The sequence below is a fragment of the Nocardia miyunensis NBRC 108239 genome (assembly GCF_001613065.1).
GTDB classification, from domain to species: Bacteria; Actinomycetota; Actinomycetes; order Mycobacteriales; family Mycobacteriaceae; genus Nocardia; species Nocardia miyunensis.
Genome location: NZ_BDBQ01000013.1, coordinates 81,665 through 98,397, shown reverse-complemented (window position 1 = coordinate 98,397; position 16,733 = coordinate 81,665). Strand labels below are relative to the sequence as shown.

Here is a 16,733-nt window from a genome sequence, read left to right as displayed (position 1 = left end):
ATGAATATCTTGTGTGCCGCTGGGCGACGAGTGTTGGGTACGGTCCTGAGACGTGCTGGCTGCCATCGTCGAGGAAAGTCCGGCCCCGCAAGAGCTCTCATCCGCAAGGTGAGTGAGGCTCTCACGGAGTGGATTTCAGCCCCTGATCTGTCTCCGGGGTGTTGTTGGCAGGCCGAGGGTGACCGTCGGCCGCTGTGACCGTCGCTTGGTGTCGTCTCGTTTGGCGCGCAGGAAGGTGAGGGTCATGTCGATGCCCTCGATTTCCCCGGCCCACCCTTCGGTTTCGGCGCGCTGGCGGCGTTGCAGCAGGTCGTCCTCCAGTTCGTCGAGTCGGGTGATCATCCGGGGATCGACATGCAGCATCGGGCAACGGACACAGGCGAATTCATGGGCGCAGCCCGTGCCGTAAGGTCTTCCGCACGAGCCGAGTTCGACTTTGCGTTTGTCGAAGTGTTCGTCGAACTCGTCCCATTCCCCGGCCGCGAGTGGCCGGTATTCGTCGGTGGGCCGCAGCTGTCGGCGTTCGGCGAGGAATGCGACGTAGTGGTGGACGACGTCTTCGTCGAATACCGCGACGTACCCGCGGGTGGTCTGAATATTCATGTGGCCCAACAGAGCTGAGCCGATGTGGATCGGCAGGCCGCTGTTGACCAGTTCGGTGGCGAAGATTCTCCGGAAGTCGTGTGGGGTGAACTTCACGGTCCGGAATGCCGGGTGGTGTTCGGCGAGTTCGGTACAGAGCCGTTTGAGCTGGTTCAGCACGGTGCCGCCGGCGATCACACTGCGTTTCGGGCCGGTGCGCCGCTGGAACAAGAACGGCATCGGTGCGCTCCAGATCTTGTCGTGCGGGTCGAACCGGCTCAACAGGGGGATAGTCCGGCCGCCGCTGGTGTGGCGGCGCACGATCGCGGCGATGACGTGGAACAACTCGGCACTCATCGGTATGACGCGCTCGCGGTCGGTCTTGGACGGCGCGATGACCAGCAAGGCGATCACCTCCCCGTTCGGGCGCTGGTATTGGCGGATCGACAGATGGGTGAGTTCGCACATCTCCTCGATCCGAGCGCCGGAGTGCCGCAGGGTTTCCACGCATGCCCAGTCCCAGAACGCAGCCTCCTCATCGGCCTGGACGGCCAGCACCGTGCCGGTGGCCTCATCGCGGACCCGAACCGGATCGTCCGGATGCGGATGGTGGGTCTGTGCGATGCGCCGGTAGGTGGTGCTGTCGTAGACGAGGGTCTCCCCGACCGCGACGGAGCGAGCCTGCTCGAACAGCGCGCGGGCGCGGTCGTATCGATCCTCGACGTGTTTGACCAGGGTCGGCAGCAGGGGCTGCCGGATCCGGGTCCGGTCGGCGGAGCGGTCGTTGATCCGCCGACGTCGGGTGCCCAGTCCGCGGAGCTCGCTCGGCGGGATCGGGCAGGGAGCGACCCAGACGGCCCACTTCTCCGGTTCGTCGGCGGCCCAGGTGTGCAGGTCGTAGTAGAAGCTGCGGACGGCGATGAGGATGACGTCCTGACCGGCCCGTGGTTTGCCGTCGTCGCGGACTTTGATCGCTTCGCGCCACCGGGTGTAGGTGTCGGTGCTGATGCGCAGGTCGGCCTGGCCCGGGTTGATCTGTTCGATCCGGGACCAGAAGTGGAAGGCGATCATGAGGACCAGGTTCGACAGGCTCGAGTAGTCGGTGTCGGCCGCGCGGCGGTGGAAGTACTCGATCAGCAGCTGGCGCACGGCTTGGTTGCCGATGGAGTAGCGGTCGACCAGTTCCTCGACGCTGAGCTGGCCACGGTGCAGCGCGGCGCGCATCGTCTCTGGGGTACCGGCCGGGAAGTGCCCCATCGCGTGCAGTACGGTCCACGCCGATTGGCCGATGAACCGGTTCGTCACCTTGCTCGCGGGTTGCAGGATCGCGTTCACCCGCCGCGTCTCGTGCGTGTGGTGCAGCATGGCCGCCGGGGTGAGATCGGCCAGGCCGATGCCCTGCACAGTCAGCAGAGTGGTGACATCGAACACCGCCCTGAGCCGGTGCTCGTGCACGAAGTCCTGCTCGGCCACCTGCTGGACGAACTTCTCCAACAACGGATCGCCTTGCGTGAGAACAAATTCGGTTCCGAAGTAGACCGGCGGGTTGGCCCGGAACGCCAACAGGGTGGGCCGGACCGCACGCAGGCAGTACAGGGTTCGGATCCCGACCCCGATCGCCGGACCGATATCGGCGGCCCGGACCGTGCCGGCCCCGAGCGGGCTGGCGTCCCACTTCTGCTGCCAGCCGTGGCCGCCGAACTGGCCGAGGTAGTCCAGGACGGCGCGGACCCCGTCGCGACGGAACTTGCGCTTGGGCAGCGATCCGTCGTCGTAGCTGTATGCATGCTCGGCGATATGGTCGGCGGGGGCGTTGTCCAGCTCACCGAACGGCCGTGGCACGACGGTCGGTGTCCCGGGTTCGGCCTCGATGGACGATCCCCACGCGAAGCGGCTGGGGAATCCGAGTTCCGGCACGACAGGTCCGTGGCGGCGGCTGACACCGGTGGTAGGGCTGACCTGGGACCTAGGCACCGAACACCGCCGCGATGTCGACCTGGTTGTAGCGTGCGGCGTAGGAGGTGGGAGGTCGTTCCCGGTTGTAGTGTTCGGCGAGCTTGTCGAACAGTTCCTCGATCCCCACGGTGACGTAGCGGTTGGTGGTCTGGATGTTCGCGTGCCGCAAAATTTCCTGGACCTCGTGCAGCTGGAGACGGCCACTGTTGGCCATGCGACTGGCCGCGGTGTGCCGCATATCGTGCAGAGTCCAGTTGGTGCCGAGAATATCGTTGGCGCGCTGAAGAACTCGGCGCAGCGTCCAGTAGGTCATCGGGCGGTCCGGGCCGCGGCGGGCTCGCCAGATCGATTGGCCTGCCGGTGGCGTTCCGATCTCGGTCAAGTAACGCGCCAGGCGGACGAAAGCCTGCGGGGACGCGGGTACCGGCTGCCGGTTCCGGGTTCCCTTGGACACCACGTAGATTCGCCTACCAGCCCAGTCGATATCCTCGGGTGTCACCTCGAGCAGCTCGGCTGCGCGGGCACCGCTGGAGACGAAGAACTCCAGCAGCGCGCGGTCGCGTTCGCACCCCATCGCCTCGAACAGCGCATCCCACAACCGATCTGGAATCGCGCGCGGCGACCGGTCTGGGACCCGCTGCCGCATCCGGGCCCGCCGAGTGGGCGGTGTCGGCTCCAGCGGGCTGCGGTGAGCCAGCGCCGCTCGACGCTGCGGCGACACCGGGACCGGATTGATCACCGGGCCGCAGCCGAAGTAGCTGTGGTGCTCGTAAAACCCGCCAACCGCGGATAATGCGTGATTGATGGTCGTGCGCGCGTACCCGGCCGCCAGGGCGGGCTTGCGGGTGCGGAGGTTGACCGTTCCCGGTCGGGGCGATGTCGCCTTGCGTCGCTGCCGCTGCGGGTTCGGCGCGGTGCGCAGCCACCCGACCATCACGGCCACCTCGGACTGAGTCGCTGTGTCCCAGTCGATCTCCAGTACCCAGAGCACGCGGAACCAGCGCAGCAGGTCGTAGGCGTAGCTTCGGCAGGTCAGCGGGCTCGAATCACCGAGTGCCAGCTCGGCCAGATACTCGGTGACCGCGGTGATCTCAACGCCGCCGGAGTCCAGCACCACGAACGGGGGGTGCGCGCGGTCGACCGCGACGACCGATCCGGCCCGAGGTAGCGCTGCCCGACCCTGCATCAACTGCTGACGGATATCCAATCCAGTTCTCCTCCCATCACAACGGAATCGCCATGATGGAGGATGGTCAGATAGTGCAGTCAACAGTGCAGAAACGAGCAGAGCTGCTCGGGAACCGGCCTCGGCTCTCGATGTGCTCGAGCAGGTTGGGACCGTTTCGGCGGGCCAGGATGAACGGAACCCGGTAGTGCGCCGCGTGTTCGGCGGCCAACTCTTTGACTCCGCTCCATTCCATGATCCCCATGTCTGCGTGCACGCAGACGACGCGATCGGCGACTCCGGCGGCGCGTGCGGCGCGCATGGTGATCTCCAACGCGCCTTGGCTGTCTTTTCCTGCCGAACTCGACACGATGATGATGTGGTAGCTGGCCAGGTCGGGTCCAGAGGCCACCAAGGGTCGCGGATCGAATTCTGGTATGTCGAAGCACAATTGGTTCGCAGGCGGTTTCGCACGGTGGGGCATGATCATGGGTTCTGCGGTTCGGCTTGGTTGCGGTTGCGCTGCCGTCGGGCGTGAGCGGTGTCGGGTTGTAGGTGCCCGCAGCGGCGGTGTTCGAGGGCGAATTGCGAGTGGCGGATCGGGTCGAGTTGTTCACTGCGACTGTTCATCCGGGTGCACCTGTGGTTCGCATTCAGGCTTTTCGCGGGTCGACATGCCGCTACCGTCGACGGGGGTCGGGCCGGCGTCGAACGTGACTGTCCCTACCACACGGGGATCTCGGTCGATGAGCTGATGATCCACGTCCCAGAATCGCATGCGGCCCAATACATTTCGGTGGACGATCAGGTACCGGGTGAACGTTCGATCGGCCACAGCGACCAGGTCGTGCAGGTCAGGTGATGAATCGGTGAGAGAGTCACGGTCCGGACAAATCAAATCCAGATTCTGGGCGGCCGTGTCGAGATCGGCCAGATGGCGACGCAGCTGCAACGCTCGCCGATGAACCGGAGACTGCTCGTCGTCGATGGCTGGGCCGGTCATGAGGAGACTCCTTCGAGGACGGAGATTCGGGCTGACTTCAGGGCGTGAGGCTCGAACAGATCGGTTCCGCAGACCGCTGGGCGGACGAGGCAGACATCGGCCCCACGATCGGACGAGGCGATACCGAGCGAGGATGTCCTCCCCCGGACAAACCGGGTGCGCTCCGCCTCGCCACAGATGTGGAAGCGTCGCGCAGAACTACGCCGCGCGGATTTCCTGGCGTCACTGCTCGCGAAACTGGGCACCCTGCCCGACCGGTCGCGGATCCGCGCGGGTTGAGTTACCGGGGCCGGTGGTCGTGATATCGCGGATTACGATGCGGTGACCGGATGGATCGTCCAGTCGATTCCCGCGTGGCGGGCCCAGTCAGCGAGTTGTTGCTGGTCACCTGCGCCGGCAGCGGGCTCGGCAGGGGCATCGCGGGTGCGCAGTTCGTCCAGCAGAGCTGTGATGACATCGCGCTCGTGGGCTTTGACGGTGACGAAGTCCAGGCTCTGTCCGGGGCGCGCTGCATGTGCCCGAGATACGCGATGGTGTCGTTTTTGAAGATGTAGTCCAGGCGGGGTTCGCTATAGGCGTTGCCGTCGTCCAGACGTGATCGGTACTGGTCGCCGTGGGTGCCGTCTTCCTCTTCGTGGAAGAAGCTTCCGGTCGCACCGTGTTCGGCGAGCACGCTCATGATCGTCTGCCATTGATCGATCTGCATCCGACCGTTGTTCACCGTGATGCCGATGACGGTGTCGGTGTCACCCGCATCCACCGACACTCCATCGTGGTTCAGTGTCAGATCGTCGTCGTAGGGCGATCCGGCGGCCAGTTCGTACAGATGGTCGGCAAGATCTTCGATCGTGGTGATCGGGTCCTGGGTGTCGGTGAGACAGCCGACAGCAGCGAGTATCGCCTCGACGGCGGTAGTGGCGACGACGATCTCGCCATTGGTGTAGAGGTCACGGCCCACAGCGAGGGCACTCCTTCGATGAGCGAACGGGCATCACGTGTCGGATCTGTATCGCTGACAGCGGCTCTGACGGATTACGGCCGCGAAATCGCATAGGGCTCTTGATAATCGGCCGAGAATACTTCGTCTCCGTTGACGGTGATCAGCATCGGCACCCGTTCGGCATCGTTGAGCAGCCACGGTGCGACGGAGTCGAGATCGACCGACACGCGCAGTGCCTTGTGGTCGCGATCGAGGTAGACGAAGACCAACGATCCCGCGACCTCGATGGCGGGCAGGGAGTCGGAGTTCGCACCGCGATAGGGATGCAGCAACGCGGCGGTATGCGCGGTATCGACGCGCCGACGCCACCGCGCGGTTCGAAGACTGGACGGCCAGGTCCGTGGGTCGAGGCGCCCCAGCCAATACAGTGCAGTCCGATAACGCAGTCGCAGTCGCAAAGAATGTTTCACAGTGCCCTCCACGAGGATTGAGGCCGAGTCGGTCGCGAATGGATGAGCGCAAGGCGGCAGTGGCTCGGCCCGCGAGTCGGGCCACGGGGCCTCCAGCGACGCGAGATTTCCGGATTACACGCGTGAGGGGCAGCGTGATCGTGGAGGGGTTTCGCACACCGGCTGAGGATCCAGAGTGGGTCGTTCGACGCGGAAGTGACTGCGGGACAGCCAGATTGGGGTGGCGGCGTCACCACGCCGGACGCCGCCGTTCCGGTGAGCGATCATTCACAACGAAGAGCGTTGCTGCTCAGCTGGTGTGGATCCCACGTAGGACGCGCTCTCCCCGAATATTTCATGCCGCCAGGGGAAGAGGATGGTTGTGCGCTGGACGGTGCTGGCGGGAGGTTGGGGTGAGGGTCCAGCGGTCGAGTTCTTCGCCGGTGACTGCTTCGACGAGCGCGGAGATGAGGATCTCGGCCACGGGCGGGGTGACGGCGTTGCCGAGCTGCCGCACCCGTTGACGTTTGTTGCCCAGGACGACGTATCCGGATTCGAAGGCCATGGCACTGCTGATTTCGTGGGGCTCGAGCATCCGGAAGCGGACATCGGCGATATCGAGTTCGGAGATGCTCTCGACCAGCGCGTACCTGTCGCGGGTGGGTACCGCGCCCATCGGGTCGTCGACTCGCCTGGGCGTGCTGTGGCCGTAGTACGGCAGCAGCATCGAATCCCACAGTGCCCCAACAGTGTTCGCATCGGGGGTGACCAGGCCGTGATGATTGCCGCTGGCGGTGACCGTGGCCAATGCGTCGGTGACCGCCCGCGCGTCGCAGGAGCCGCCGCGCAGCTCGGCGATGAACGGTAGGAATGCGACTGCGGTTTCCGCGCGGGTGGTCTGTGTGCGCAGCGGCAGCGTCGCGGGCACAGCCTCTTTGCCGTCGCGGCCTTCGGCCGGCACGATCAACGGCGGCACGACCAGCCCGTGGTTGGAGCCGTCGGCGACGATAGTGGCCAGTGGCTCGTGCAGGCCGACAGTGCGGGGGCGATCCGACCGCAACAAGGCCAGGAATGGGGCGGGCACCGCGAGCCCGTCGTTTTCCCGGGTCGTGCGGGCACTCATCGGCGTGGTGATCGGCATCGCGTCATCGCGCCAGGTCCCGCCCGCGGGAACCATCATCGGCATCTGGGTGGTGTAGCGGCGCAATCCGACCTGGATCCGTTGCATCGTCTTGTCCGCCAATGGTTTCGCCCGATCGCCGATGCGGGTTCCCTCCAGGCTCCAGTCGATCGCGGCCGCGGCCGGGAGCGCGGGTGGTTCGAGGATCGCGTTGCGGCACCGGGTGTGCGGGCACCGGTAGTGATACTGCTGCCGGTACCGGCCCATATCCGCGTGGGGCTGTTTGAACACCTGCAGCGCGTGCACCCACTCGTCACAGCTCTGGCAGTACGCCAGCGGCCGTAACCACTTGTCCCAGTCCGGTTCCCGGCCCACCGTGGCATCCCAGTACGCCAGATACAACCGGTCGCGGCTCTGCGGTGCGGGCGGTGTGCGGACCGGCTGGGCGTGCATGGAGTTCATCGCGATGAGCTTGGTCTTGTAACCCAGGGACCGGATTTCACCAATCCATCGCTCCCACTGGTCCCATTGCCGCACTTCGATCACGTTTTCCACGACCCCGGCGCGGACCCGGCGACCTCGGTCGATCACACCCCGCAAATAACGGGGCACTTCCTCCATCAGCGCCCGGCTGCGGTCGGCTTCCTCGTCACGCTCGAGCTCGAGCAGGTCACCCTGCATCGTGTTGTGGTAGTCGCGGCGTTTACCGCGTGCGGAGGACCATTGCGGGCATTCCGGAGACGCCCAGAACAAGTCGGCGGCAGGCCAGCGTTCCACCGGCTCGTCGCGGATGTCGCCGAGATAGTGATCAGTGTGCGGGAAATTTTTCGCGTGGGTCTCGATGGCTGCCAATGATTCGCCGCATGGGTGACGGTGACACCCGGCACCGCGTGCGCGCCCTGCGAAGAGCCACCGGCACCGCAAAACCAATCCGTGAGTTCGAGCATTAATATTGTGTCCGTTCATGATTCGCCAAGGAGGCGGAAGGCAGTGAGGGCCGATTCGGACGCCTGCGGTTGTGGGGCGCTGTGACGTGCAGAACCGGGAGAAACGCGAACAACCCACACGCAGCGGGCAGAAGGCGACGAGCAGCGAGGTGGGAAACGAAGCCGGGCAAAGAGACTGGCCGCGGTGTTCAACTACGGATGTCCGCCCCCATGCCGCAGGCCCGCGACGAGCGAGTCAGTGGTGCCCCGACCGAAGGCGGGGCAGGCAGCATCGGCGCGTAATCGCGGGGAAGACGAGCCGGTGCGTGATGAATTCAGCGATGTGCAGCTAATGCGGGTGAACCGGGCGGCCTGCCGGTTCATCAGGGGCTGCGAACCTATGCAGCACAACCAATTTCAGATCCAAGTGTCGGGATCGGATATTGCCGCAGAGGAACCCAGCGCTGAGGCAGGAAAGCGCGAACGACACGAGGTGTCGCGGCGAGTCAGCAACGCGCGGTGAGAATGTCGCTGACTGATCCGACGGCACGGACGGATGGGCTTCGTGGTCGTCGAACGCAGTGTGGATGGCGGCGGTGCCCCCGGGGCGGGACCTAGTTGCCGTCCGCTGGTACCCACTCATACGGCAGGGTGTGACAGCGGCAGTCGTGGTCGGTGTCTGGATGGCCGGACATGCCGACGATGACGGCCCGGTCGGGATAGATGGTGTCGGCGTCGGTCTCGGGGACGAACAGACACGAACAGTCGGTGCAGCCGTAAATGGCGGCAGTGACTCGATCCAGTTGGACACCAGCGGTGGCGAACTGCGGCCGCAACGATCGCGCGGCGTCGGCGGGGTCGGTTCGGCAATGCGTCGGGTCGATCGAGTTGATCCGCTCGCAGAGAGTATCGATCTCCTCGGAGGCCAGTGGTGTGGTGTCCACGAAGTGCTCGCTGGAATGAATTGGTGTGCATTGGAATTGACGCAATGCGGCCAGGATGGTCGTGATTTCGCGGTCGTTCAGACGAGGGTGGTTCACCAAACCTCCTCGGAGAAGTGAGTGGGAGGCAACGCCTCTCGGCAGCTGATAGGCGGGAGTCGCGGGGATGGCGGGTTGAGCACCCGATTAGCCGTAGGGGGTCTCGGGTCCGTTGTTGACCGACACGACCAGCGGCAGCGCGTCGGCCGGGATATCGTCGTCCTCGACATGGACGAAGGTATCGGCGTCTGCGCTACCGGAGCCTGCACCGCGCTGGCGGATGTGCACACAGACACCCGCGAACTGGAAGAGGTACATGTCGGTCCGGTCGCCGTCCCCAGGGCGAGCCTCGAAGACTTGAATGCGAGCCAGTCCGAGCTGATGAATATCCGGAATTCCCGAAGAACCCGGAGTGGCAGTGTAGGTGATCGTCATCGCTGACTTTCCGTGGTAGAGAAATAATGGGAACGGCGCGTCGGCCGATCAGGTTAATCCTCGGGGTCGAATACGCCATCGGATGCGCGTCTCAACTGTTCATCGAGGGTGCCTTCGACGATATTCACGATGAAGCCTCCATCCCGGTACACGCACACAGTGAACCTGTCCGAGCCTCCCATCACTCCATCCATTTCATTGTTGGATGCCGCGATCTCATATCCATTGCGCAGGCGTGCCCAAAACGCAAAATAGCCCGCCCCTAGATCGACGCATTCGCATTTTCTATCAACGGCATAGCGCCGAACAAGCCGGAACTGTTTGGCATACTTGGATGTGAAATACTCACACTTGCCGGTTACCACGGTCGAATCATGTGAACTGCCGCGTTCATGGAGACGCTTGGCCCGGCGGACGGTGACCGTCAGCCTGGCGATTGCGGCCAGGCACAGCAGGGCCGGAACCAGCAGCAGAACGATCGGCAGAATGTGGTTCATTCGTCATTCGCCTCTCAGTATCTTGGTTTCCATTCATGTCATGAGCACGGAGACCGATACCACTCGGCTGACCGAAAGAAAGGTCGGCAGCCATGCACTTGTCGCTGTTGCGCTGAAACGCCGACCACCGTGGCAGCGGTCGATTACACGAACACAGTGATCACCGTTGTCTATAACCGTGAAATGTCGTGATGAATGGAAATTCGAGGTTTGTTATTGGTTGCCGAGGTGATGCGACGCCGGTATCAGAACAATCGTGGCGATCGGCAGGAGCCGTGGATCGGTTGCGCTGAAGAGAAGCCAGATGCCGTTGGTGTGGTTCAGCCGGCCGGCCCGGATCGGTCGGCGAGTGCCGGCGGTTGGTGTAGATGCGGGTGGGGACTGGTGTCAGAACAAAGGGCGCTGGGCGCGTACGTTGTGCATCCAGTTGCGGACGGTGGGCAGTAGTTTGTCCGGGCCGTAGGTCAGGTAGGTGCCGTCGGCGGTGGAGGCACCGATGTGGTCGGCGAAGCGCAGACGGGTCAGGGAATTGACTCGCCCGAGGTGGACCGCGTGGCCGTGGTCCAGGGCAACGCGAGCCAGCTCGGCAGCGGCGGTGCCGAGCTTCCAGGATGTGCTGCCTCCGATGAACAGGACGTCGAAGGCGTCCCAGAGATCGGCGCTGTGGTCGTACTCCATCCCGTCCTGGGCGACATAGGCCGCGGGCAGGGACAGGTCCCGGATACGGGGAAGGATTTCGCGCGAGCGCGCCCAGGTTGCCAGATGATCAGCGACGACGTCCGGTGCGACGGCCCACAAACATCGGTCGGCGTGGACGGCCAGCCCGGTGAGCCAGGCCAGATATCGTGCGTCTCCCGGGTAGGCGCCGGAATACGCGGAGTTGTCCGCGGCCCACAAGGCATCGCGGGGCACGGCGTTGCCTGCGGCCGGGGTCACGATGGCGGCCATCTCTCCGCACCGCATCGCGGCACGAATCGGGGCGGTCGAGGGCGGCGACAGATACAACGGTGCCGACCAATCCACCTGGGCCCACGGATTCACCGTGGGCGAACCGGCAGTGGCTTCCGTGACGGTCCCCGATGAGCAGACCGCCGCACGGCCGTCGCCGATCTGGATATTCGGCTGCACTGTGTCGACTCGCTGGAGTCCTGGCAGCGCAGGGTCGTGGACCTGTCGGTGAGTCACTGGCCGGTGTGGGCGGCCTCGCGGATCAGCTGCTCGGTTTCGGCGCCACCGAACTGCTCGTTGAGATATTCGATCTGAGCGGTCAGGCCGTTGTTGTTGATCTGGGACGCAGTGTTGCTGGCAGCGTCATGAACAACGTCGAACAGCTCGATACCGTCGAGGCCGAGGTCTTCGGCCAGACGCACCAGTTGTTCGGATGTCGATTCGGGCATCAAGAAACCTTCCTTGGGAACGCAGACGACGGCCTGCCTGTCAGGACACCGCAGGTCGGTGGGCCGTGGTGAGGTGGGCGAAGGCGTCGGCGGCCGAGATATCCAGGGCCACTGAGGATTCGGAGGTCAGGACCGATCATTTTGGATCGAATTCTGGTCGCTATACTGTGGGGTCCACAGCGTTCGACGACGAGGGTGCGGGCGTAACTACTGCTCAGCTTCTGCCCTACCTGTGCGCGATTGCGGCATGGGGCCAGGAAATCTACGCAGCCCGCTGGTCAGGTCAGTTCTCGAAGTCGGGTACGCCGTCGGATGCGCTTCCTGGACTTGATAGCCCCTATGTCAGTGGGTTGTGGACCCGGTCGGCCGCCGGGATTGTCATAGAAGCCTTCTATGGTGGCAGGCGAACTATGTAACTGCTTCGTTCCAAACAGTTCGCCAAATAGACTGTGTAATCGACGATTTGGGCCACTTCGCCGCGAGGCCACGCACCTCCGGCTGTCCAGAGTTCGATCGTCGCCGGGTGTCAATGCGCGCTACAGGCTCGCGTCCGATTAGGTCGCGCGTTCGGCGATCCGGCGATCGCAGCTGGCCACGATCGACTCCCAGTACCTGACTGCCGCGTCTGCTTTCAGCCAGCGGCGAGTGTAGCTCTCGAACATGATATGGATCTTGTTGCTGCCCCGGTGGGCGTTCGATCCACCGTAGCGAGGGCCCGGCGCCAACTGGGCCAGCTCCCGCTCGGCCGCGTCGGCCGCCTCGGCGAGCTATAGTCTTGTCGCGCAATGCAATCGCGTACGGCCGACGGCCCTCGAGATCGATGTTGTCGTACGTCATCCGGATGCCCCCCATGGTTCTGCGTTGCGTCGGCTGCGGCCCGGATTCAGGTGCAGCGAGGTAGTCGCGGTGGTGTAGTCCGCGCTGGGCCGCCCCGCACGAGGCGGGACGGCCCAGCGGTGCGCTCAGTCGGTCTCCGTCGGGTCGTTGCTAGCCCTCGCCCTCAGCGTCCTCGGCGAGGATGTCGGCGTGGTCGAGGTCGGGGTGCACAGGGGCGCCGTTCGGGGGACGCGGGGTCATCGCCCCATCCGTCGTTGCTGGGGTCGAATTCGCTTCCGCCGAACACCGAATGCTGGGTGTCATCGTGTTTCCTCCTTGCGATTGTGTTGGTGCACGATGGCTGCAATGAGGGCAGCACGATTGAGCTTTGAGTAGCCCCTGATGCCGTTCTTCCGGGCGATAATCCTCAATTCGCGCACGGTGACGCCAGTGGCGTTGAAGGTGATGCTCATCCCGCCGTCTCCCCCTTGACTTCACAGATCATGTGCCGCTCCGGGCGCTCACCACGTCGCATAGCCCACCTCGAGCGCCGGGTCCGGATAGTCGTCGGAGTCCGCGAATCGAATCAACACCGCGGAGAACGCGGAGTCGGTCATGTAGGCGTGCCAATGTGCAAGCGGCTCACCAGCTGCTACCCAGATCCCAGTGAAATGCACACCAGGGCAGTCTCTTCCCTTCACAGCAATGACACTGAAATCCTCGATGTCGTACCAATAGCTTCGATACGCGAAGAACCGTGACGCGTACGACACCGCGGTGTTGATGTCGCCGGGATCGGTCAACAGGTGGCCGTACCGATCGAATACCACTCTCATCGGAACCTGGTCGATCGAACATAGCTCTCTCACATGATGATTGGATGTTATGAGCATGGCGAGTCCCGTTCGTTTGCTGCTGCGGTGTGTGACCGATCGATCGGACGCCGCGAACCTGACAGGCTCTGATGTTTCGTAATCGACGGGCCTGTAAGTTGTTTTCCTGCCGGGGGTAGTTCCGATCGCTGCGTCGCGGTGGAATTTGTTGCGGGCCGCGATGGACCGGCGGGGTTCATCCCACCTCGTGGCCTCAGTAGGCCAGGGGGCCGGACGTCGAGCGGCGCGAAAATGGCGGGAACGCGCGTGGGCGAGCTGGTCGGTTCACGTGGGCTGGCGGGGTGCGGGATCGATGGTTCGGCGCGCGGTCAGCCTTCGATCACGATGTCGAGGTCTTTGCGGGCAACGGCGATGGAGGTATGGGGCCGACCGTGCTTGTGGTGCACATCGACATAACAGTTGCGGCACACGACGCCGGTGAACGATTCGGAGCCTTTGCCGGTGGCATAGCAGCAGCGAGTCAGCACGGCGGTGGAGTTGCCGATGGTGAGGATGACACAGCCTTCGTCGTCGAGACCGACGATGTTGCCGATGTCGTCGCGGAGACTTTCCGGCACGGTTATTCGTGTCTTCATGGGTCGCTTCCGTTCTCGCGGATTTCGGGTGTGCGCCCGCTGGCGTAGCGGGAGCTGTTGGCCGGGGCGGAGAAATAAGGCCGCAGGTCGCTGCGTGCGGTGGCGAACTCTGCGCGCCTGAAGAGTGGTTCATCTTCTGGACGATGCTTCGGTTATCGTCGATGGATCTCTGATTCGGTATTCCCAGAGCACGCCGACGCTCTGTCGAGCATCACGACCGGGATCGTCCAATCGCAGCCGCCGGGCACTTCACCGACCGGCGTGGTAGCGGCGATCGAGTATGGGGTGATCACGCTCGGCCGGGATCGGCTCCGTGGCAGGTGACGATCCAGTCGTTGTTGGCCTGATGGCTGCCGATCTTGGCTTCGATCCAACTCCCGGCCCACTCTCCCCGTCTGCGGTGCCACGAGGTGATGAGGTGTCCGAGGGGACACAGGACGTCGATGCCGACGGATGTATGCCGGATGACTACGGCCCCGATGTGCGCCACGGCGAACTCCTGACGGCTGATCCGGAAGCTGAATGTCGGAGGAACGTGCGAACGAGAGGCCGCATCGGTGAGTGGAGCCGGGCGATGCGTGTGGATCGCCCGGTCGCGCTGCTCAGGCGGCGGCCCTGCTGGCGTAGTGGGTTTGGACGTGGTCGCGCAGTTGGTTGTGGACCTCCTCGACCCACGCGATGTCACCCTCGATCGCAACCTCGGAGACCTCGACCTCGACAGGTTCGCCGCGGGAGACGAAAGTGGGTGTTTTCCCGGCTCGATACGCCGTGACGCGGATGAAACCCGGTTCGGTCACCGGCTCGCTCTCGCCGCGCCACCAGTTCTGCGGATGACGCCAGAACGCGTGGTACTCGACATCGCCGACCCGCCATTCCCAGCGCTCGCCTTCGGCGGCGCGATGATGGCTGAGTTTGACACTGCCCCGTTTCTTGCCCGGACGCGGACGGGCCGGCGCGGCATCGAGGGCCACGAACAATTCGGGGAACTGCTCACGGGCCTGCGCGGCGGTGAGATGACCGATCACCTCGTGATACGGCAGCGGCTGCGGGCGGCCGTTGCGACGGGTCAACCCGGCCATGGTTTGGACTCGACCGCCGACGGTGTCGTACAGACCAGCCACACTGACCGACTTCGGGTTGACGCGAGCAACCTCGTGCCAGCGATCACGGCTCCAGGAAACGAAGTCGCCGACCGCGAAATCGTCCGGACCCCAGACGTGCACACCCGCCTCGTCGAGAACCCGCCACCAGTAGTCGATTTCCTCCAGCTTCTCCACAATCTCGGCACGCGTGATCGCCAAAGAGTGATCCGACCACCGGTCACCATGCTCTTCCAGTTTCTTGCCGATACGGCGGAGATCGGTTTCGATGCCGAGGATGCGGCGCTGGGTGGTGCCCGGATTCTCCTTGTAGGCACGGAAATTCGCTGCCGCCGCCGCCCGGTCGATGCGATGTTTGGCCTTGTCGTAGAGCGCCCACGCCTTGCCCTCACGCTGCCACAGCCGATCCAGCAAGCGCCGGTGCCGGTGCTCGGAATGGTGGCCGACGAGAATCGGCTGACCGTTGAGCATGTCGTAGGTGCGCTGATTGGCCGCTCGGATGCTGTCCGAAGTCCAGAACTCGCGCCGCGCCATGTACTGCTGATAGGCAGCTCGATCGTCGGCCCGGTCGTACTTTTCCTGCATGAATCCGGCGAAGTCGACCGCCGGCGTGGTGTCGTCGATCTCGACATCGATCTCGTGGCCGAGTTCGCGAAGCCGCTCGACCGCAGTGTCGATCTTGTAGGTGTCGGCGCGGCGGCGCCGCGAGTGCGGCAGATACCAGTACGGGTCACCCCACTCGTCATCCTCGGGAAGGTTCTCCGACCCGCGGAAGTTGCAGGGCCACTCGGTGAGTGCCTTCCCGACGCCTGACATGCCGCGGTAGGTGCCATAGACAAGCGTGCCGAGTTGACGGTTGTGGCGAATCATGATGTGGCTCATCTGGTTACGTCCTTCCAATGAAAGGTGCGGTCGACGAATAAGAGAGCTCGCCGGACACGGGGCATCGGGCGAGGCTCGAAGAAGCCGATTCCGGTTGCAGGCGTCGACCTGGTCGGGCGAATGGGTTGGCGCGGTATGCGGGCCGTCGGTGGCAGCGGGGTCGATGGCGACGACTCAGCCGACGTCCGATACAGGCCCCGGCTGCAGGTAGCCGGATCGGCAGGACCATCCAGACGGTCACGGCTGCGCGGTCACGAGCAGCGGCAGCGCGTGGCGTGGAGCTATGGCTGTGTGACGGCGAAAGCGACCTGCCGGGCGGTCACGGTGAGCAGCACGTGGACATATCCGTCGTCGACGGCTTTGCGAAGAAAATCGAGCAGCGTGTCGCCGGTGTTGCCGGCGATCGGCTCGTGCAGATCGAACAGTTCGGCGAAATCGTCACCGCCCAGCATCCGCGCGGGATCGGTGCCGGGCCCCCATCCTTCCACGTACACGACCTGGACGGCGTCGTCGCTCGTGCGCGCGGCGTTGCTCATCAGGTAGGTGCCGTCGTCCTTGACCCACCACAACGCGGGCCGGACCGAGCGCTGGTCATACAGGGGCCGGTGGTCGGTGGCAGCGGCGGTGTGTTCGGCGACGTCGAGGACTCGACGCAACGGAAATCGCAGCTCGACGGAGCCCTTGTCGGCGGTGTCGAGGTCTGCGGGTTCGTCATCCGGGTTCGGCGGCGTCGGAAACTTTCCCCGGAACAAGACCAGCAGTGCGATGGCGTCATCGCGGGCCCGGAAGGGTTGCGGGAACTCGATATTGGCCGACGCGATCCACAGATCGCCGGTCTGGTAGACAACGCCGAATTTGGTGACATAGTCGGGGGTCCAGATTTCGAAAGCGGTACTGTCTGCCGGCGGGGTGGTATCGGTGAGGGCGATCGGCGGGAGGTGCGGGCTGATGTTGATACTGTCCTCGCTCATGTACTCGTCTCGATTCTGGTCGTGTGAAGACCCGGAAGAAGCGGGC

Annotated in this window: 18 protein-coding genes; all 18 read right to left on the bottom strand. The window is 64.3% G+C overall.

The annotated features are described in order from the left end of the window. Positions 1-135 precede the first annotated feature (135 nt). The 18 genes from NM2_RS07055 to NM2_RS06975 all read right to left on the bottom strand — a co-directional run bounded on the left by NM2_RS07055 (position 136) and on the right by NM2_RS06975 (position 16,687). The gene (locus NM2_RS07055) at positions 136-2,499 is read right to left on the bottom strand and encodes a tyrosine-type recombinase/integrase (protein ID WP_169816115.1); all 2,364 of its coding nucleotides are present in this window, start codon (positions 2,497-2,499) and stop codon (positions 136-138) included. Between the two features lie 49 nt (positions 2,500-2,548). Further along, on the bottom strand, positions 2,549-3,745 hold the full coding sequence (locus tag NM2_RS07050) for a tyrosine-type recombinase/integrase (RefSeq protein ID WP_067665554.1): 1,197 nt from the start codon (positions 3,743-3,745) through the stop codon (positions 2,549-2,551). A 46-nt stretch (positions 3,746-3,791) separates the two neighbouring features. After that, complete coding sequence (locus tag NM2_RS07045; RefSeq protein ID WP_067665551.1) at positions 3,792-4,115, bottom strand: adenine nucleotide alpha hydrolase family protein; 324 nt, start codon at positions 4,113-4,115, stop codon at positions 3,792-3,794. Positions 4,116-4,316: 201 nt separating this feature from the next. Next, on the bottom strand, positions 4,317-4,655 hold the full coding sequence (locus NM2_RS07040) for a hypothetical protein (protein WP_157120928.1): 339 nt from the start codon (positions 4,653-4,655) through the stop codon (positions 4,317-4,319). Between the two features lie 331 nt (positions 4,656-4,986). Beyond that, positions 4,987-5,664, bottom strand: coding sequence for a hypothetical protein (locus NM2_RS07035; RefSeq protein ID WP_067665544.1), 678 nt, complete (start codon positions 5,662-5,664; stop codon positions 4,987-4,989). Positions 5,665-5,738: 74 nt separating this feature from the next. Further along, on the bottom strand, positions 5,739-6,116 hold the full coding sequence (locus NM2_RS07030) for a hypothetical protein (RefSeq protein ID WP_157120927.1): 378 nt from the start codon (positions 6,114-6,116) through the stop codon (positions 5,739-5,741). A 334-nt stretch (positions 6,117-6,450) separates the two neighbouring features. After that, a complete protein-coding gene (locus NM2_RS07025) occupies positions 6,451-8,067 on the bottom strand; it encodes a DNA cytosine methyltransferase (RefSeq protein WP_067665538.1) in 1,617 nt (538 codons plus the stop codon). Between the two features lie 688 nt (positions 8,068-8,755). Continuing rightward, complete coding sequence (locus NM2_RS07020) at positions 8,756-9,181, bottom strand: hypothetical protein (RefSeq protein ID WP_067665535.1); 426 nt, start codon at positions 9,179-9,181, stop codon at positions 8,756-8,758. 87 nt (positions 9,182-9,268) lie between these two features. Beyond that, entirely contained in the window at positions 9,269-9,556 is a 288-nt protein-coding gene (locus NM2_RS07015; RefSeq protein WP_067665533.1) for a hypothetical protein, read from the bottom strand. Between the two features lie 53 nt (positions 9,557-9,609). Further along, on the bottom strand, positions 9,610-10,053 hold the full coding sequence (locus NM2_RS07010) for a hypothetical protein (RefSeq protein ID WP_067665530.1): 444 nt from the start codon (positions 10,051-10,053) through the stop codon (positions 9,610-9,612). 387 nt (positions 10,054-10,440) lie between these two features. Beyond that, positions 10,441-11,001: a hypothetical protein gene (locus tag NM2_RS07005; protein ID WP_067666153.1), complete on the bottom strand. Its 561-nt coding sequence runs from the start codon at positions 10,999-11,001 to the stop codon at positions 10,441-10,443. 233 nt (positions 11,002-11,234) lie between these two features. After that, a complete protein-coding gene (locus NM2_RS07000) occupies positions 11,235-11,450 on the bottom strand; it encodes a hypothetical protein (protein ID WP_067665527.1) in 216 nt (71 codons plus the stop codon). 1,136 nt (positions 11,451-12,586) lie between these two features. Beyond that, positions 12,587-12,739, bottom strand: a complete 153-nt coding sequence (locus NM2_RS47230) for a Rho termination factor N-terminal domain-containing protein (protein ID WP_084530554.1) — start codon at positions 12,737-12,739, stop codon at positions 12,587-12,589. A 48-nt stretch (positions 12,740-12,787) separates the two neighbouring features. Next, positions 12,788-13,069 (bottom strand): hypothetical protein, encoded by a 282-nt coding sequence (locus NM2_RS06995; protein WP_157120926.1) that lies wholly within the window; start codon positions 13,067-13,069, stop codon positions 12,788-12,790. A gap of 398 nt (positions 13,070-13,467) precedes the next feature. Next, positions 13,468-13,734 (bottom strand): hypothetical protein, encoded by a 267-nt coding sequence (locus NM2_RS06990; RefSeq protein ID WP_067665520.1) that lies wholly within the window; start codon positions 13,732-13,734, stop codon positions 13,468-13,470. 289 nt (positions 13,735-14,023) lie between these two features. Next, positions 14,024-14,224: a hypothetical protein gene (locus NM2_RS06985; RefSeq protein ID WP_067665517.1), complete on the bottom strand. Its 201-nt coding sequence runs from the start codon at positions 14,222-14,224 to the stop codon at positions 14,024-14,026. Positions 14,225-14,336: 112 nt separating this feature from the next. Beyond that, the gene (locus tag NM2_RS06980) at positions 14,337-15,716 is read right to left on the bottom strand and encodes a DUF3560 domain-containing protein (protein ID WP_067665515.1); all 1,380 of its coding nucleotides are present in this window, start codon (positions 15,714-15,716) and stop codon (positions 14,337-14,339) included. Between the two features lie 281 nt (positions 15,717-15,997). Then, positions 15,998-16,687: a DUF3085 domain-containing protein gene (locus NM2_RS06975; protein WP_067665512.1), complete on the bottom strand. Its 690-nt coding sequence runs from the start codon at positions 16,685-16,687 to the stop codon at positions 15,998-16,000. Positions 16,688-16,733: the final 46 nt, after the last annotated feature.

Bases quoted from the DNA above. Each gene is read 5' to 3' on its own strand.
- NM2_RS07015 (WP_067665533.1), bottom strand. From the start codon at position 9,556: ATGACGATCACCTACACTGCCACTCCGGGTTCTTCGGGAATTCCGGAT.
- NM2_RS07010 (WP_067665530.1), bottom strand. From the start codon at position 10,053: ATGAACCACATTCTGCCGATCGTTCTGCTGCTGGTTCCGGCCCTGCTG.
- NM2_RS07005 (WP_067666153.1), bottom strand. From the start codon at position 11,001: ATGGCCGCCATCGTGACCCCGGCCGCAGGCAACGCCGTGCCCCGCGAT.
- NM2_RS07000 (WP_067665527.1), bottom strand. From the start codon at position 11,450: ATGCCCGAATCGACATCCGAACAACTGGTGCGTCTGGCCGAAGACCTC.
- NM2_RS47230 (WP_084530554.1), bottom strand. From the start codon at position 12,739: ATGAGCATCACCTTCAACGCCACTGGCGTCACCGTGCGCGAATTGAGG.
- NM2_RS06990 (WP_067665520.1), bottom strand. From the start codon at position 13,734: ATGAAGACACGAATAACCGTGCCGGAAAGTCTCCGCGACGACATCGGC.
- NM2_RS06980 (WP_067665515.1), bottom strand. From the start codon at position 15,716: ATGAGCCACATCATGATTCGCCACAACCGTCAACTCGGCACGCTTGTC.
- NM2_RS06975 (WP_067665512.1), bottom strand. From the start codon at position 16,687: ATGAGCGAGGACAGTATCAACATCAGCCCGCACCTCCCGCCGATCGCC.